Origin of the sequence: Helicobacter labetoulli (genome assembly GCF_003670275.1) — a bacterium.
Classification (GTDB): Bacteria; Campylobacterota; Campylobacteria; order Campylobacterales; family Helicobacteraceae; genus Helicobacter_C; species Helicobacter_C labetoulli.
Genome location: NZ_QXJF01000009.1, coordinates 74,161 through 91,583, shown reverse-complemented (window position 1 = coordinate 91,583; position 17,423 = coordinate 74,161). Strand labels below are relative to the sequence as shown.

Below are 17,423 nucleotides of genomic sequence, written 5' to 3'. Positions count from 1 at the left end.
ATGTCTATTTATATTTGATATGCAAATAATATAAAATAAATATGCCAAAGAGATAAAAACTGGTAATACATTACAGAATCCCAAGCCCTATATATTTGCTTAGCACAAGTCCTGTGAGATTCTGTAAAAAGGAAATTTTAGAAGTTTTGATGAAAAAAATGCTCTAGCTTTTTATATTTTAAAAAAAAGCTAGAATTGGCTTTATAGATTCTAAAAATCTTAGAAGCTAAATGTATAGCGAACACCTGCATTGTAGTTGCGAGATGCACTAGCTTTTACGCTCACTGTGCCATCTTTGATATCAAACATTGTCGTTGCAATAAAAGGCACTCTTGCAAAAATTTCAACGCCGTGTTGTTTGGCAAATACACCACGCAAACCAGCATTAAGAGCTAAATCAAAGCCTGTTGTTGAAACCTTTTTACCAGAAGCTTTAATTTGCTCTTTAAATCCATCTACTGCTTTTCCACTCCAAGTATTAGCACCAAGTCCAAGACCTAAGAATGCACCAAAGTCCATACCATCAGAGCTTACAAAGTTATAAAGTGCATCTACATTCACACCATAGTTAATGGCATTTAATGCTACTTTTCCAGTATCCACTTTGATTTTAGAGCTATTGTAGTCAATATTTGCATAATAGCGAAGTCCAAAGCTATCAGTAAAGAATTGCTTATAACCAGCTACTAAGCCATAGTTTAAGCCACTGCCATTAGCTGTGTCTTTTGTTGATGCACCGCCGTTTGACTCTTCAGTTTTAACACTGCTTCCACCAAAGCCTAGGCCCAAACCTACAAATACTCCGCTTTCTTCTGCTACAACTACGCTACTTGTAAGAGCCATAGCTGCAATAGAACTCACTAACAATCTTTTCATTGTTATTCTCCTTGTTGTAATTTTTGCTTGTTTTTAAAAACATAGCGGAGTGATTGTAGCACCCCCCCCCCCCATTTGCCTTAAAACAAGGCAAATGATAAGAAAAAGTAAAATTGATGTAACAAAATGTAAGATTTTATAAGATTTAGTGTATTTTATAACGAAGCTCTTGTGAGATATTGCCAAGTAGTCCGCCAGAGTGGATAAACACAAGCTCCCTATTTTCAAACATTGCCAAATGCCTGTGTATAATGTAAAAGCCAACGCTATCATAAATAAGATCACACACTAGCCCTCTACTTTTAAGATACTCTCTCATTTGCCAAATCTCCCTTTTTGGCTTAGCAAAGGCAAATGGAGAGTGCAAAATAAGCGGGGGTGTAAGAGCATAAGCTAAAAATTGCTGCTCTAAATCCGCCTTAGCACAAGAAAGCACCACCAAAGACGCTCTAGGAAAATAAGAATCTAACGCCCTTTGTAACGCCACCACGCCAACCCCACTTCCGCTTGTATAAAAAATAATGGGACTCCCACCAATGCTTTGGCTTAGCTCTTTGGCTAAGGCATTCATACCTTTTTGTGCTAACTCCACGCTTCCACCTTGCGGGATAAAAAGGGCATTATCAAAACACAAAGACTTTGCATAAGATTCTAGCTGAGCCACACTTGAGCCAAAGGGCAATATATGCGGAGTCATATTAAAGCCTAAGGACATTTTAAGATTCCCAACAGGCTCTCCATAAAAAGAGGGCATCACATAGTGAAACGCCACACCCTTGATTAAAGCAAGATAGGCAAGAGCAAACATCGCATTAGACTGATTGCCCCCGTAGCTTATCCAAACTTTATGTGTAGAATCTAAAAGCCCTGCAAATTTCCGCGCTTTATTGCCATTGCAATATTGATGAATGCAATCATCGCGTTTAATCCAAAAACCACGATTAAAAATCTCTCTATGCTCCACAAAAGAGCGTGAAAAGTCAAGATTCAAGATTCTGCTTTCATTTAGTTTGCATTTTAGCCTATTTGCCTAGGCAGAATGTCCCAAAAAGTTTATCTAAAAGCTGTGAATCTTCATAGGGGTGAGTGATATTTGAAAGGGCGGTAATGCAGTCGCGTATATGATATGAAAACAACTCTAACTCGCCTAGATTTAGCACATCATAGGCTTTGGTAATAGAATCTAGCACATTTTTCAAACTCTCTAGCTGATACTGCGAAGTAAGGATAAGACAATCTCCACCACTATGCGTGTCTATTACATTTTTTAGCACTTCTATAACTGCCCTTGCCCCGCTAGATTCTGTGCTGATATATAGGGGGGTTTCTTGCAAAAGATTCTGTGCTTGAAACTCACTCAAACGCTCTCTTTCAAAGACCAATGGTAAATCACTCTTTGTCAAAATAAGTAAAATATGCTTGTCTGTATGAGTGGAGAGCAAATCCAAAATCTCTTTATCCTTTTCATCAAATGCCCTTGAACTATCAAAAAGTGCAATAATCACATCGCTCCTATCTAAAGCCTGTTTTGTCTTTGTAATACCAATCTGCTCTATTTTATCCGCACTTTGGCGTATCCCAGCTGTATCTACAATCCGCACAATTGAGCCATTTATCTGCAAGCTCTCTTCAATCGTATCACGCGTAGTCCCCTCCACATCACTCACAATCGCACGCTCATACATTAGCAAGGCATTAAGCAATGAGCTTTTGCCTACATTTGGCTTCCCCACGATACTTAGCGTATAGCCATCAATCACACCAAGACGCATCATAGAGGCTTCATAAATATCCTTAAAGCAAGATTCTAGCTCCCTTAGAGAATCTTGCATTTGCGTAATATAGTCTTGCTCCACTTCCTCACTATAATCAATATTCACCTCACTAAAAGCAAGAAGTGTCAATAGCTTCTCACGATTTGTTTGCACAAACTCGCTTAGCTCTCCTTTTAACTGCCGCATTAAAATCTTATTTGCCTCAAGGCTTTGAGATTGTATGATTCCAGCAATGGCGTGAGTTTGGGCTAAATCCAAGCGTCCGCCTAAAAAAGCGCGTTTTGTAAATTCCCCAGCATTTGCAAGTCTCGCTCCAAGTTTTAAGCAAACCTCCAAAATACTCCTAGCACTCACAATTCCGCCGTGGCACTGCACTTCACATACATCTTGTGTAGTGTAGCTATGAGGCTTTGGGAAAAATAGCACAATGGCTTCATCAATAGCGGTATGTTCATCATAGATTTGGCATAAATGTGCGTAGCGTGGCTTAAGGGAAGTTCTATGTGTGAGTTTTAAGGCGATATTGTAGGCAAGCTCCCCACTCAATCGCACAATGCTAATTGCCCCAACCCCTACAGGTGTGGCAATGGCAACAATGGTGCTAGCGTCTAAAATCGTTGATGATGATGTATTTTTCATCAGCCTCATTTTGTCGCACAGAGACATACTTATCAGGGAATAAACCCCGCAACTTACTCAAAGCAATATAGACTAAGATTCCATCAAGTGTTTTTGTCTGCGCTCTGCCATTAAGCTTGACAAGTCGCACAATATCTTTCAAATACACATCAATCATTTCTTCTTGATTTTTTAAAAATTCTGCAATCTCAAGGCGAAGTGCGTAGCCATACTTTGGATTAATCCAATTAAAGAGCAAGTATGAAAGAGCTTTGTAACGATAGCCCCTCTCGCCTATGAGCAAGGCACAATCACGCCCATCAATATACACAAAAAGTGTATTTGCATCATACATTTTTACTTCAAAATGATGAATCTCAAATGGGAGAAATGAAAATAATGTCTCAATCTCACTGCGGATTTGGGCTATATTCGCTTCATCATCTCGGGTTTCATCATCTCGTGTAGAATCGGCGGATCTTGGCGATTTGTAGCTTTGCTCCCCACCCCAAATTGATTGAGAATCTAAAGCATATTCATCTCTATAAGATTGAGAGAATAGCTCCTGCTTTGTGCCACTTGATTTATTTGCAGATTCTGCAAAGCTTGTAGGTGGATTTACATCTTTATCTACTTGATTTACTTCTTGTGTATGGCTATTTGCACTACTTTTTTGAGCTGCATATACCTGTGGTGAGCTTGATTTAGGAGCAGATTCAAAACGATTATTTTTTGTCTCAACAACAATAATTGCTTCCTTTTTGCCCAAACCCAAAAAACCACTGCTTGGATTTTGAATAATCTCATATTCTAAGTCTGCAACAGAACAATTCAATTCCGTTGATGCTTTGATAAGGGCAGCTTCTAATGTTTTTTCTACAATCTTTTTCATTTTCTCCCCTTTTGCTTTTTATGTGTTTGTTGCCGAATCTCTTTGTTGTGCTCGTGCTTCTCGTGATGCAGGGCTATTTCCTTAGCTTTTTTAGATTCCATAACCTTATTGATAAGCATTTGCTGAATAATTGAGAATATATTATTCACAGTCCAATACAGCACAAGCCCGGCAGGGAAAGGGAACACAATAAAGAAAATGGCAAAAATTAATGGAAGCATTTTAAAGATTTTCTCTTGCATTGGGTCTGTAAAATTTGATGGTGTGAGCTTTTGGGATACATACATACTTAGCCCCATAAGCACCGGCAACACAAAATATGGATCAATAGCTGATAAATCATCTATCCATAAAATCCACGCTGAACTTTTAAGCTCCACAGCATTATGTAACACACGATAAATGGCAAAAAATACAGGAATCTGCAATATAAGCGGCAAACAACCACCGATTGGATTTGCTCCGTGTTTTTTGTATAAATCCATCATATGTATTTGAAGTTTTTGTGGGTCATCTTTATAACGCGTTTGCAAATCTTTCATCTTTGGAGCTAAATCTTTAAGCTTTTGCATAGATACCATACCACGATATGTCAAAGGATACAGCACTACACGCACAATCAATGTCAAAAGCACAATCGCCCAGCCCCAATTCCCACATAAATCATATAAATATTCTAAAAGTAAGAAAAGCGGTTTGGCAAAAAAGGTAATGCGTCCATACTCTACCGCATCGGTCAAGCTCTCATCAATACCCTGCAAGAGCTTATAAAATTTTGGACCTATATAGCCAGAAAACTCCGCATTCCCCTCAAATCGCACATAAGGCATAGGATTATGTGCATTATCGCCACTGACTACGACATATAAGCCCTTAGGTGATTTTGTAAAAAACAAACTTGTATAGTATCTATCCACACTCGCTACAAAGCTAGATTCTCGCATATCTACGGCAATTTTGGCAAGATAGTCTTTACTCGCATCGCTATCCTCTACCTTTGTCAAAACACCATCATTAACATTACGCGTAATAACACCCCTAAAGGCGTAGGTATCGGGGTCTGCCGTAGGTCGCATACCATTACTTACAAAATATTCTACATTTGGCTTATTTAGCTCAAGTCGCACATCATAGTGGAGATTTGGGTAAATGGTGAGAATCTTTTTTAGCACCACATCGCCAAGATTCTGTGTTAGAGTAAGCTCATAGGGGGCATTATTAAGCTTAATATGTGAAATATTTGCTGTATATGGCGTTTCAAACGCCTTTTTATTTAATTGCGTATCAGTAAAACGCACTTCCATTGTATGAAGCTGTGAATCTTCAAAAAGCTGGAGTTTATCTCGCTCAAGCTTAGGCTTGGATTTAAAGCCTAAAACCTCGCCTATCATACCAAAAAGGCTTTGCTGCTCGTGGCGTGTGAATTTCTCATCTTTAAGATACACTTGCTTAATCCGCCCCAACGCGTCAATCTCAATCTCAAAGTTATCAGATTCTATATGGACGATAACGCGTTGCTTGAGAGATTGCGGCGTGGCGGTGGAAAATGCAGAATCTTCTACCATTTGCGTAGAGCTAGAATCTTGCAAATTTTCTAGCGTGGGTTGGGAGGTTTGTAGAGCTGTTTGCACTTGAGATTCTGTAGGTTTTTGCGTATTTTGAGTTTGTGAAGTTTGCGTTTTTGGCTTTTGTGGGACAAAATACGCATACACAGCAAAAAAAGCAATGGATAAGCCAACCGCTATAAGCACACGCGCAAGCGACATACCGCTATCTTGTTCATTTGGACGATACATTATATTACCTTTATTAGAGTGATTTGATGATATAAACTCGCATAGTGTAAGTTTTTTTGAAAACGCCCATTATACCCAAAAAAGCTTTATTTGTGCTAGGAACAAACCAATATTTCACATTTTTTGGCTCAAAGATGATGTTTTGAAAAGATAAAGTAGCTTGTGGGTAGGCTATGCCTCCACGAAAAAGCTGATTGCAGGTTAGGATTCTAGCAAGGGATTTGAATCCTGCTAGAAAGGGATTATCAAACTTTAAAAGCCACATTGTATATTCCGAACAGCTTGGATAGTAGCGACAAGCCCCAACGCTCAAAGGTGAGACAAACCTTTTATACACCCTCACTAAAAAAATCAAAATCCATCGTGGAATCTCCACAAACACACAAGAATAAATCCTATATAGCACACACACTTAGATTCTCTTTGGCTTATTTGGAGAGTGGGCTTTATGCGTTTTTTGATAATTTTGAGAGATTTTAGAACAAGCAAATAATATATCTCTTTGAAGTGTGGCAAAATCCGCTAAAACAATCCCCTCTTTTGCCACAATGACAAAAATATAGTCCTGCAACTTTGAGCGATTTTCATACATAATCGCACGAAGTCGCCGCTTTAGCAAGTTTCTCACACACGCCTTGCCAACTTTGCGTGAGATACTTAAACCAATATACATCTCTGCACTATGCGAATGAAGAGAATCTATAAACTTTTGGGTGCGGAAATTACTAGGTTTAATGCTTGAGATTTGAAGTGCATAAAGCACGAAGTTTTTGTGAAAGAAACGCTGTGCATTTTTGTAGATAAAGTCAAATTCTGCCTTATTTTTAAGCGAATCTAACCTCATCTTAAAACTTACACTGAAAGTCTTTTGCGACCTTTTGCTCTCCTTGCGTTAATAACGCGTCTTCCATTTTTTGTTTTCATTCTTGCACGAAAGCCGTGAGTTCTCTTTCTTGGCGTATTGTGTGGTTGATAAGTTCTTTTCATACTTTTGCCTTAAAGTTAAAATTAAAGTCGGCGATTATGCCGAGTTTTTACTTAAAAAAAGGTTATTTTGGCTCAAAATCTTTGCTGATCTCAAGGATTCTTAGCAAGTCCTTATTTGCCTTTGTGATGACGCGAAACTCCACCCGCCTTGATTTGTCATCATCCTCTAAGGGTTTGGCAAAAGACAATCCATTTGCACGAAACACCTTAATAAGCCACTCTTTTTGTGAATCTATTTTTTTAAGATTAAAACAATATTTTAATACTTCCAATGCCCGTGCCTGTGAGAGTTCAGCATTGCCCAAATATCGCTCTTCTAGCGTTTGGGCTGAAAACCAACTTTGCGAAGTATGCCCCTCTATGCGAATTTCTTCAATAGAATCTTGGAATTTTGGCAAAGAGAGAATCTTCACATATCGTGGAAAAAAATCATCTAAAATATCTTGAAATCGCTTCTTTACCTGCTTTGCACCTGTATCAAATAGCACTTCTGGTTCATTAAAGCGAATGGTATTATCCTCATCAATATGTGCGTCCCATTTTTTTAAATCTTTTTCAAACTCTTTAAGCAACGCCTCATACAGCTCCTGCTGCAAATTAGAATAATTTTGTGCAATCTCGCTCATTGCTTCATTGAGCTCCAAAAGCTTTTGATTTTGAATCTTCAAATCTTCTTGCGTTTTTTGCGTGATAAGCATAAAAGAGACCATAATAAGCAAAAATATCATCATAATCCCCGCCATCATATCAGAAATGCTTATCCACTGATTATGCTTCATTATTTATCCTTTTATTGCCCTGTATCCTCTACTGCCTTGAGCCGATAAGCTCACGCACACGCCGCAAAAACCACTCATAATTCTCCTTGAAATTCTCCATACTGCTCTGCATTGAATCATCAAGGCCCATAAAAGTCTCTTTAATCTCATTGTGTAAGGATTTATTCCCATCAACATTTTCTTTCAGCAGATTCTCCACATTGCGATAAAGCTCAACAAGCTGCATACTATTATGCTGAATCTGCGTATTAAGATTACCAAGATGGGATAGAAGATTATGCTGTAAATCGCCAAAATCTTTCACCACCTGCACACCCATATCTTTGGGAATTGCCACAGAATCTTTTGTAAGCTTTTGCATAATCTTCAAATACTCTGTCGCAAGTTTTTTTAAGAAATTATTCACCTGCTCATATTGTGTATTGAGATTAGAATCTGTCTTTTGTGCTAGCTCGCTTAATGCCTCTACTCTTGTTTTAATAATCTCTTGTTCTTTTGTCATTACAGAATCCATACTCGCACTCAAAGTTGAGAGATACATCTCTTGCATACCTTTCATACCCTTTGACATATCTTGCATAATATTTTCATTATGGCTATTTAAACGCGATAGACTAGATTCTAGGCTTTCTACAATCGCACTATGATTTGTTGCAATATGCTCTCGCAGTCTAGCAAACTCCGCAGCATTATGTGTGCTAGATTCTCTATTGTGTTCTATATTTTTCTCTAGCTCTTTGCTTAGCGTTTGCAGTTGTGTATTTGCTGAATCTAAAAGCCCTTTGAGTAGCTCCTCACTCTCATTTGCTAGAGTATTGCATTGTGTGCGGAAGAGCGAAGTGTGATTATCCAAAATCTCTGTAAGGGAAGTTTGAGTTTCTTTTGAGCTAGATTCCATAAATCGTCTAAGATTATCCATATTCTCACTTGCGTGTTCATCAAGCTTACTAAAATATTCTTTGATACCCTCTTCAAGTTTGCCCATCTGTTCTTTAACCTGAAAGTTAAGCTCTTCAAAGCCCTGTGTCGCACCTGCAAAAAACTTGTCCATATCAGCAAGGCACACTCTAGCATTCTCCCCAAGTGTAGAGATTTGCTGAAGTTGAGATTCTAAAATCTCGCCCTTATTTTTCATCTCTTCAATCACACTAAGCGTTTTGGCATAAAATTCCATTGCACTTTTATTCTGTGCTGTGATAGATTCTAAAGTCGCTTGAGTTTGCCCCATAGCCTTTGTGCTATCTTGCAGGGCATTTTGCGTTTGAAGTAATAACGCTTGGCTTTGCTCCACATTATGCCTATAGTTATTCTGCCACTCAAGCAATTTACCAACAGCACTATTAAGTTCTTTAAAATTCTCTCCAAACTGATTTTGCAAATTTTGATTAAAGTCCCTAATCACAAGCTCCAATGCGGCAATCAGCTCTTTAGAAGCCCCTGAAGCAAGCTGCTTAATCGCCTCTTGCAAGGAAGTGTCAATCTTTTTTAGGCTAGATTCTAAAAGGGCGTTTGTTGTGGTGTTGATTTGAAGCATATCGCTTTTTGTAGGAAGCTCTATTGTCTTACTATTTAGTCCTTCCATACCCTTTTCTATACCTTTAAGGTAGCTTAGATTCTGGGCTTGATTAAGGATATAATCAATATTCATATCTTGCGTGCTTTTAATACCCTTTGCTCGCTGAATAATTGAAAGCGTAATGGCAAGTCCCATACCCACAATAGAGGTGTAAAATGCCGTCTTTAACCCATCAAGTAATAAAGGCACTGAATCTTGCAAAGCTAAAGTATCAAAGCCCATAAGCCCCACAAAAATCCCCACAAAAGTCCCAAGCACCCCAGCACTCATAATAATGGCTTTAAAATCCTTATGTGTAGGCTCACCAAAACTTCTAAAGTCCCACACAAAAAGCCCCACCATAATGATAGTAAAACAAATATTAATCAGCCAATTTATCTCTTGCATACACGCTCCTTGCCTTTATTTTTGCTCTGTGATGACATAGACATCATTTATCCCCATATCACGCAGCATTGTTGTAATTTTAAGAAAAAACTCCAAATCACTCTGTCTATCGCCGCGAATAATGATTTGCGTATTTTTATCAAAATCACTTAAATGTGTCTTTAACTCCTCCAAATCCAACGCCTTATCATCAAGGTAGAACTGCCCTTCTTTATTGATTGTAATGCTGTGTGTATCCTTTTTATCTGCATTATTTCCTTGTGTATCCTCAATTTGTGGGACATCTACTTGAATCCTGCTCTGCACGACAAATGAAGCACTTGTTAGCACAATCACCAGCAGCACAAGCATAATGTCAATAAAAGGAATGAGATTGAGCGAATCTATTTTTTTCATTATCCTTTTTCCCCTATGACACCTAGCTACACATCATATCTTGTTATAGATTTTGGCGTATTTTGCAATGGATTATGCGTAATATCCCAAAGCGAGAGTAAAACCTCCGCCTTGCGTAATAAAAGATTATAAAATACAATGCTTGGTATAGCGACTACAAGTCCGGCTGCAGTGGCTTTTAGCGCGAGTGCGAGTCCGGACATAATGCTTTGTGTATCCACAAGTGAGTTTGAGCCAATCTCTACAAAAGTTACCATAATGCCAATAACAGTTCCCAAAAGTCCAACATATGGAGCATTTGAACCAATCGTAGCAATCAGTGTTAAGCGTTTGTGTAAAAGGAGTTCAAGCACTCTTTTATCCTTAAACTCCCTAAGGTTAATCTTGTGATACAGCCACCACCGCTCCAATGCCACGCCAAGCATAACAATGCTTAAAAACACCAAGATTCCAAGCACACCATAATCAACAATTTCTTTCATTCCTAAAACCCCTTTTAGAGTGCATTTAAGTTCTTTTATAATTTGCAGTGGCGTATTTTACATTTTTTTTCTAACAGCACGGGCTAAATTATGAATTACAAATCAAAAAAACAACATACAAATACGCAAATAGAGAATCTTAAAATGGAAAATCTATACAGCCTATAATCAACTATGATAATTAAGGTTTGCAGGGCGGTAAAATTCTTTTAAAAACACCAAAAAACAAAATCCACGCCAAATAATAAAACAAGATTCACAATTGCACAATCCCAGTTTTAAATCCTTTTGCCATAGTCTTTCATATTTGCCCTTGCTTCTCGTTCAAGTGTTTTTTTCTTAATACTTTCACGCTTATCGTGCAGTTTCTTACCACGCACTATGGCGATTGAGAGCTTTATTTTGTTTCTTTTATTTAAATATATACTCAAAGGCACGATTGACAAGCCCTCTTTACTCACGCTACCAAAAAGTTTATCAATCTCTTTTCTATGGAGCAATAGCTTTCTCTCACGCCGCTCATTTGGCTTAAAATATGTAAAAGTTGTCTCTAAAAATGAAATATGTGCATTAAACAAAAATGCCTCTCCACGCACGATTCTCACAAAGCTATCTTTGAGATTAACCCGCCCAGCACGGATACTTTTCACCTCGCTACCAAGCAAAGCAATGCCAGATTCTAAAGTTTGCAAAATCTCATAATCAAAAAATGCTTTTTTATTTTTAGCAATCACTCTCTCGTGCATTATTCCTCTCCCTTTAGCCTAAAAAAGCTGCTGCCACCTCCGCTAAAATACCAACCCTTGCCTAGCTCTTTTGCCACATCTTTTAAGCTTGGATAACACACGCACGCACTTTCAAATAAGTCATTAAGCTCCTCTTGCGTATAGTGGACTTTTAAAATCTCTCTGCTTTGCATATTAAGCCATTGCGTAGCCTGTGGGGAATATTGCCGAGATTTATTTTGAATAGAATCTGCAAATGCCCTATATACCTTTTTTGTATCACAAAATAAGCTCGGCGTGTAAATCTCACATTCTATCGCTACTTCTTGCATAGATTCTAGTTTCTCACCCTTACCACTGACATTTGCACTTCTTAATCCACTTGCAAAAAAACTTACATCAGCCCCGATATGTTTAGCAATGTCTATAAGCTCATCTTCTCTAAGCCCCAAAGATAGAATCTCATTTGCCCCCCTAAGAAACGCCCCCGCATTCGCACTGCCCCCGCCTAGTCCTGCACCTTGTGGTATCCTTTTCTGCACCTCTATATGCAAAGATTCTAAGCCTAATGTCTCCCTGCTTTGTTGGTTTAGATATTCACTCAAAGCACATTTTGCCTTAAAAATAAGATTCTCCCTCATCTCACAGCCAAAATCACCCTTAAGACAAAAGCTATCTTTTTGCGTGATACACATCTCATCATACAGGCTACCTTGAGCTAAGATAAAGCGGGAATTCAGCATATGGAATCCCGCCTCAAAGCCCACGATTTTTAAAAAAATATTCACTTTTGGATATACACGGAAAGTCATTTAAAACCCATTATTGCGTTTTGTGTTTTGTTTTAAGAAGGGATTTGATTTGCGTTATAGCATTTTTATCCATAGCTTGAGAGGCTTGTTTGTTTTGTGAAGTGATAGCCTCTTTTAACTCGCCGCGTAAAATCACGCAAGATTCAGGTGCGGAAAAGCCCAAACGCACACTCCCTTTATCAATAGAAATAATCTTTATCTCAATATCATCGCCTATAATCACGCTATCATCTTGCTTTCTTGAAAGTATTAACATACACCTATCCTATTTACAATGTATTCTACGCTGCCATCGCTCAAAACTTCAATTATAGAGAAAAAATCCTCAAAACACACTATATATTTGCCTTTTTCTGTATTTTTTAGCAAAAATTTTTTACCACAATACATATCATCATAAAAATTTTGCATATTGTGCAACCTTTTGTATGGCAAAAATTCAACGGGGTTTAGAATCTTTAGCCCTTGAGCTTGGCTTACATACATTTTTCCCTCACTCACACGCTCTAAATGTGATAGCACCCCTTTTACACCAAGATTCTGTGCTATTTTCTCCCCGATACTTCGCACATACGCCCCCTCACTCACACTCACTTCAAAATGCAAAAATGGGTGGATGTAATGCAATAGCTTTATATCATAAATTGTCATTTGCGTGTGAGGCAGCGTAAAATCTTCCCCACGCCTTGCAAGCTCATAAGCCCTTTTACCATTAATATGTCTTGCGCTAAATTTTGGCGGAGTGTAGCTCAAAGTGTCCTGCAATGAATGCAAAATCTCACTTATGTGGGCTAAACTTTGCTCTTTGACACACTCAATAGAAGTGATATTTTCAATATCCAAACTTGCTGAATCTGCACCAAGCCATAAAGTCGCCCTATACACCTTGGGCGTTTTTTGTAAATGTGGAAAAAGCCGTGTATAGCTTCCAAACCCAACAACAAGCACACCCTGTGCAAATGGATCAAGTGTGCCTAGGTAGCCACCTTTTTTGATACCAAAACGCCTTTTTAATCGCCCAAGATAAGTATTTGAGCTTACAAAAGGTGGTTTATATGCCGCCACAAGCAAAGATTCCAACTCTTACTCCATTTTTAAGCTAGATTTAATAAAAACATTATTATAACTTAACTTTAGTATGAAGAGCTTATGCGATAATGATTTCTAAGCCATTCTTTCAAAAAGGACTTGATTATGGAAATCTACCTTGAAGACAACACACTTATCACCTCAAAGACAGATTTAAAAGGGCATATCACTTATGGAAACGCTGATTTTATACAATTTAGTGGCTATAGAGAATCAGAGTTTCTCAATAAACCTCACAACATCATTCGTCATCAGGATATGCCCAGAATCGCCTTTAAACTTTTATGGGATAATGTGCAAAATGGCAGGGAATTTTTTGGCTTTGTTAAGAATCTTTCGCGTGAGAAGAATGTATATTGGGTCTTTGCCAACATCACACCCTCATATGATGAACATCACAATATTATAGGCTACTACTCTGTTCGCCGCCGCCCAAGCAAAAATGGCGTGAGTTTTATGAATGATTTGTATCCCAAACTTTGCCAAGCAGAATCTCAAGGCGGTATGAACGCATCATTTGAGCTTCTTACCAACACGCTTAAAGAGGCAAATATCAGCTATGATGAGCTTGTTATCAATCTTCAAAATACCGCCAAAACGCAAGGCTATCATTAGAATCTTTTGTATTTATTTCTTGCCTTAGGTGTTAAAGCCCTTTCAAGCTTTTTGACAAAACTTTCACTCCTACTAACTACGATAAAATCTCCATTTATTTTTTTGGCACAATTTTCAAACCTACTTCCAAAACTCCTTTAATAATAAAAGTCTATCCTGCTTTGGATTCTATAAAATGGCTATAATGTTTCTTTTTGTATCATATAAAATACGCTAGATTCTAAAAATGTAGAAAAATGCAACATTAAATATATTTTTATATCGCCTTCCACCCATATCACTTTACATAACTTTCTCTTTTATTTGATAGAATAGCCTTTTTATTTTTTTCTCAAAGGGATAACTATGGAGAGCTTTATTCAGGTTTTTCACGATATTATTAACAATATAAGTGGGTTTTTATACACTTATTGGCTTGTATTTGCTTTGATTTTATGCGGTTTATTTTTGACAATTCGCACAAGATTCATTCAGCTTCGCTTCCTTAAAGATGCCTTTATGGTGTTAAAAGAAAAAAGCCACGAGAAACACATCTCACCTTTTGGTGCATTGATGATTTCTACGGCTTCACGCGTAGGTATTGGCAATATTGTGGGTGTTTCTGTTGCTATCGTCGGCGGTGGTGTTGGCGCACTTTTTTGGATGTGGATTACTGCTTTGGTTGGTGGAGCAAGTGCATTTGTAGAATCTACCCTTGCTCAAGTCTATAAACGCAGTGATGGTGAGCATCGCTATAAAGGTGGTCCAGCCTATTATATAGAAACCGCGCTCAAGTCCCGCACCCTTGGTATCATCTTTGCCATCTCATTGATTTTATGCTTTACCTATGGATTCAATGGTTTGCAGTCATACACACTGACTTCGGCATTTGAATATTTTGTAGGTGCTGAAAGTTTTAATGAAGGCTACTTCACACTCTTTGTTGGTCTTATTCTTGCAGCACTTGTGAGTTTCTTTTTCTTTGGTGGAGGGAAAAGCTCTGCTACTATCTCTTCTGTGCTTGTGCCTGTAATGGCGTTTGGCTATCTTGTGGTGGCTCTCATTGTCATTGGCATAAATCTTGATAAGCTCCCTATGATTTTTGGCAATATTTTACAAGAGGCATTTAACTTTCAAGCTATCTTTGGTGGCTTTGCAGGAAGTGCTATTGTCATTGGCGTAAAAAGAGGGCTTTTCTCAAATGAAGCTGGTATGGGTTCAGCACCAAATGCCGCAGCTGCTGCACACACAAGCCACCCAGCCAAACAAGGTATGGTGCAAACGCTTTCAGTCTTTATTGATACACTTATTATTTGTTCGGCAAGTGCATTTATGGTGCTTTGTGCGGACATCAGCACACAAACAAGCCAAAATGGAATGGCACTTATGCAAAGTGTAATGCAAAGCCATTTTGGTTCATTTGGTTTGCTCTTTGTCAGTGTAGCCATCGTGCTTTTTGCCTTTACTTCACTGATTGGAAACTATTTCTACGCGGAAGCAAACTTTAAATTCATCACTCACAATAAAACCGCACTGCAAATTTTTCGCTTTTCGGCAGTGGCGATGGTCTTTATCGGCGCACAGCTCAATCTTCAACTTGCTTGGGATCTCGCAGATGTATTTATGGGCTTTATGGCAAGCATTAATATTGTAGTTATTTTGCTTCTTAGCAATATTGCTATAAAAGTGCTAAAAGACTATGAAAAACAACGCAAAGAAGGTAAAAACCCTGTATTTAAAGCCGCAGATGTCGGTATCCACGATACGGAGTTTTGGAAGTAGAATCTTCAAAAGCTAGATTCTCCTAGAATCTAGCAAAAACATACGCAAAAGCCCAACAAAAATATATTCTGTCATTTTGAATGGAATTTTTTTGTATCAATCCCTTGAAAGCATCTCAAAAAGCACCCTAAAATCTGCCTAAAAGCCAAAAACCTAGATATAGCTTCCCAGATAGGACTTAAGATTATGAGCTACATCGCTCCACTGCCCAATTTTACTTTGCATCATACATAGCACATTCTCATACCACGGCGTGCTTATACCATTGCCCCAACGCCAATCATAGCGTTTATTCAATAAAACAAGTGTGTGTTTTCCCATACTCCCGCTTAGATGAGCTACAGCAGTGTCAATACTGATGACTAGATCCATCTCTTTGATAATCTCATAAGTTTGTAAAAAATCATTCATCGGCTTTTGGATAATCCCAAAATCAGCTAGATTCTCGCAATGTGCCTTATTGAGTGAGTGAATCTCAACACCTAAGCTTTGCGCATCTTTTAACGCATTCATCAACACTTCAAGTGGAATATTCTTATTTGCAGATTCGGGAAAAGCAGAATCTGTGCTAAAGCAAATGCCAATTTTTTTTACCCTGTGAGCTTTGATTCTAGGCGTATCACACAAAGGCAAAGATTCTAACTCCTGCTTATGAGATATACCTAAGGCATAGGGCAAAGATAAAAGAGAGATTGCCACATCATATTCTAAATCCTCTGTGATACCACAAATACAAGGAATGTTAAACTTTTGAAAAAGTGGCAAAAGTGGCTCTTGGATAAGCACAATCACATTTTTAGCAACCTTTTGCAACAACGGCACAAAACGGCTAAACATAATAGAATCCCCAAGCCCTTGCTCGTGATACACAAGCACATTTTTATCACTCAAACACTCGCCCCGCTCCCAAAGCTTTGTAATGCCCTGTGGAAGCATATTTGGAAGCTTTTTACGCTCTTCATAGATTCTAAATCCATTGGTCAAATCCAAATGCTTGAGCAAAAAATGTGCGTAGTTAATACAATACTCGCTTCTTTGTGGATTAAGTCCTATAGCTTGCTGATAAAGTGTTTGTGTATCTTGGGGCGAGGCATTGGCGTAATTCAACGCATTAGCATAGTTAAACAAAAAATCGCTATCATCTTTGTAATATTGATAAATACCGCGATACACTTCTAGTGCCTCGCTAAAAAGCCCAATCTGCACATAAGTATTAGCCAGATTCACCCCCGCATCAAGATAGCCCTTGCTTAACGCATTGAGGTATAGCTCAATCGCCTCTCCAAAGTGCTTTAAACTCACTTGTGCATTAGCAAGATTAAACATCGCACCCAAATCATTAGGATCAAGCTTAATGGCAATGGTGTAATGTCTAATGGAGTTTTGCGAATCTTCAATATCAGAATAGGCTTTTGCAAGATTAAAATGCAAAGTTGGATTATCTTCCATAGCCTTTTCCTGCTCTAAAAGCAAAGTTAGCTCATCAATACTTGCCCTAGGATTCCCGCCGCGGCGATATGCTTCTGCAAGGTTAATCCTATGACTTAAATCATTTGATGCAAAATGTGCAGCTTGGGCAAAATACTCTACTGCTTTTTCATACAGCTCAAGCTTTAGCATAACAATACCCGCTAGATTCCAAATATCCGCACGCGTGCAATCTATACCTAGAATCTGAATGCAAATATCCACACACTCGTGGTATTGCTCCTCTTCATAAAGCCTAAAAGCTGAATGCACGGCTGAAGTGATGTTAAAACTTTGTTGAGACATATACTACCTTTGAAATTTTCCAAAGGTATGAAGCAAAAAAAATGCCACCATTCAATAAGGGTGGCTACAATGCAGTTTCCCTAT

19 protein-coding genes are annotated in these 17,423 nt (G+C 38.3%); 2 read left to right on the top strand and 17 right to left on the bottom strand.

Annotated features, from left to right (window positions below; translation table 11 throughout):
• Positions 1–219 precede the first annotated feature (219 nt).
• The 16 genes from EBF12_RS06045 to truB form a co-directional block, all read right to left on the bottom strand.
• Positions 220–876, bottom strand: coding sequence for an outer membrane protein (locus EBF12_RS06045; RefSeq protein ID WP_121726849.1), 657 nt, complete (start codon positions 874–876; stop codon positions 220–222).
• A 145-nt stretch (positions 877–1,021) separates the two neighbouring features.
• Entirely contained in the window at positions 1,022–1,867 is an 846-nt protein-coding gene (locus tag EBF12_RS06040) for a 1-aminocyclopropane-1-carboxylate deaminase (RefSeq protein ID WP_244196408.1), read from the bottom strand.
• Between the two features lie 31 nt (positions 1,868–1,898).
• Positions 1,899–3,290 carry a tRNA uridine-5-carboxymethylaminomethyl(34) synthesis GTPase MnmE gene (mnmE, locus tag EBF12_RS06035; RefSeq protein ID WP_121726847.1) on the bottom strand — a complete coding sequence of 464 codons (1,392 nt, stop codon included), beginning with the start codon at positions 3,288–3,290 and terminating at the stop codon, positions 1,899–1,901.
• Positions 3,253–4,161 (bottom strand): Jag N-terminal domain-containing protein, encoded by a 909-nt coding sequence (locus EBF12_RS06030; protein ID WP_121726846.1) that lies wholly within the window; start codon positions 4,159–4,161, stop codon positions 3,253–3,255. Before EBF12_RS06030 ends, mnmE begins: the two co-directional genes overlap by 38 nt.
• Positions 4,158–5,957, bottom strand: a complete 1,800-nt coding sequence (gene yidC, locus EBF12_RS06025) for a membrane protein insertase YidC (RefSeq protein ID WP_121726845.1) — start codon at positions 5,955–5,957, stop codon at positions 4,158–4,160. The genes EBF12_RS06030 and yidC overlap by 4 nt, the downstream gene beginning before the upstream one ends.
• 13 nt (positions 5,958–5,970) lie before the next feature.
• On the bottom strand, positions 5,971–6,369 hold the full coding sequence (yidD, locus tag EBF12_RS06020; RefSeq protein WP_244196407.1) for a membrane protein insertion efficiency factor YidD: 399 nt from the start codon (positions 6,367–6,369) through the stop codon (positions 5,971–5,973).
• Positions 6,370–6,801, bottom strand: a complete 432-nt coding sequence (rnpA, locus tag EBF12_RS06015) for a ribonuclease P protein component (RefSeq protein WP_121726844.1) — start codon at positions 6,799–6,801, stop codon at positions 6,370–6,372.
• Positions 6,802–6,809: 8 nt separating this feature from the next.
• A complete protein-coding gene (gene rpmH / locus EBF12_RS06010) occupies positions 6,810–6,944 on the bottom strand; it encodes a 50S ribosomal protein L34 (RefSeq protein WP_011114959.1) in 135 nt (44 codons plus the stop codon).
• 62 nt (positions 6,945–7,006) lie between these two features.
• Complete coding sequence (locus tag EBF12_RS06005; RefSeq protein WP_121726843.1) at positions 7,007–7,723, bottom strand: OmpA/MotB family protein; 717 nt, start codon at positions 7,721–7,723, stop codon at positions 7,007–7,009.
• 28 nt (positions 7,724–7,751) lie between these two features.
• Positions 7,752–9,686: a hypothetical protein gene (locus EBF12_RS06000; protein ID WP_121726842.1), complete on the bottom strand. Its 1,935-nt coding sequence runs from the start codon at positions 9,684–9,686 to the stop codon at positions 7,752–7,754.
• Between the two features lie 15 nt (positions 9,687–9,701).
• Positions 9,702–10,082: an ExbD/TolR family protein gene (locus tag EBF12_RS05995; protein ID WP_121726841.1), complete on the bottom strand. Its 381-nt coding sequence runs from the start codon at positions 10,080–10,082 to the stop codon at positions 9,702–9,704.
• Positions 10,083–10,108: 26 nt separating this feature from the next.
• The gene (gene exbB, locus EBF12_RS05990; RefSeq protein ID WP_121726840.1) at positions 10,109–10,564 is read right to left on the bottom strand and encodes a TonB-system energizer ExbB; all 456 of its coding nucleotides are present in this window, start codon (positions 10,562–10,564) and stop codon (positions 10,109–10,111) included.
• Between the two features lie 278 nt (positions 10,565–10,842).
• A complete protein-coding gene (gene smpB, locus EBF12_RS05985) occupies positions 10,843–11,310 on the bottom strand; it encodes an SsrA-binding protein SmpB (protein WP_121726839.1) in 468 nt (155 codons plus the stop codon).
• Entirely contained in the window at positions 11,310–12,101 is a 792-nt protein-coding gene (locus EBF12_RS05980) for a 4-(cytidine 5'-diphospho)-2-C-methyl-D-erythritol kinase (protein ID WP_121726838.1), read from the bottom strand. Before EBF12_RS05980 ends, smpB begins: the two co-directional genes overlap by 1 nt.
• Positions 12,102–12,111: 10 nt before the next feature.
• Positions 12,112–12,357 (bottom strand): carbon storage regulator, encoded by a 246-nt coding sequence (locus EBF12_RS05975; RefSeq protein ID WP_121726837.1) that lies wholly within the window; start codon positions 12,355–12,357, stop codon positions 12,112–12,114.
• Positions 12,351–13,181 carry a tRNA pseudouridine(55) synthase TruB gene (gene truB / locus EBF12_RS05970; protein ID WP_121726836.1) on the bottom strand — a complete coding sequence of 277 codons (831 nt, stop codon included), beginning with the start codon at positions 13,179–13,181 and terminating at the stop codon, positions 12,351–12,353. The genes EBF12_RS05975 and truB overlap by 7 nt, the downstream gene beginning before the upstream one ends.
• Positions 13,182–13,289: 108 nt before the next feature.
• Here truB and EBF12_RS05965 point away from each other — a divergent pair, with 108 nt between their 5' ends.
• Together EBF12_RS05965 and EBF12_RS05960 are read left to right on the top strand one after the other, a co-directional pair.
• Positions 13,290–13,805, top strand: coding sequence for a PAS domain-containing protein (locus EBF12_RS05965; RefSeq protein ID WP_208630956.1), 516 nt, complete (start codon positions 13,290–13,292; stop codon positions 13,803–13,805).
• 345 nt (positions 13,806–14,150) lie between these two features.
• Positions 14,151–15,566, top strand: a complete 1,416-nt coding sequence (locus tag EBF12_RS05960) for an alanine/glycine:cation symporter family protein (protein ID WP_121726834.1) — start codon at positions 14,151–14,153, stop codon at positions 15,564–15,566.
• Between the two features lie 153 nt (positions 15,567–15,719).
• Here the strand turns inward: EBF12_RS05960 and EBF12_RS05955 are convergent, their stop codons facing one another.
• Entirely contained in the window at positions 15,720–17,339 is a 1,620-nt protein-coding gene (locus EBF12_RS05955; protein ID WP_121726833.1) for a tetratricopeptide repeat protein, read from the bottom strand.
• Between the last annotated feature and the right edge of the window lie 84 nt (positions 17,340–17,423).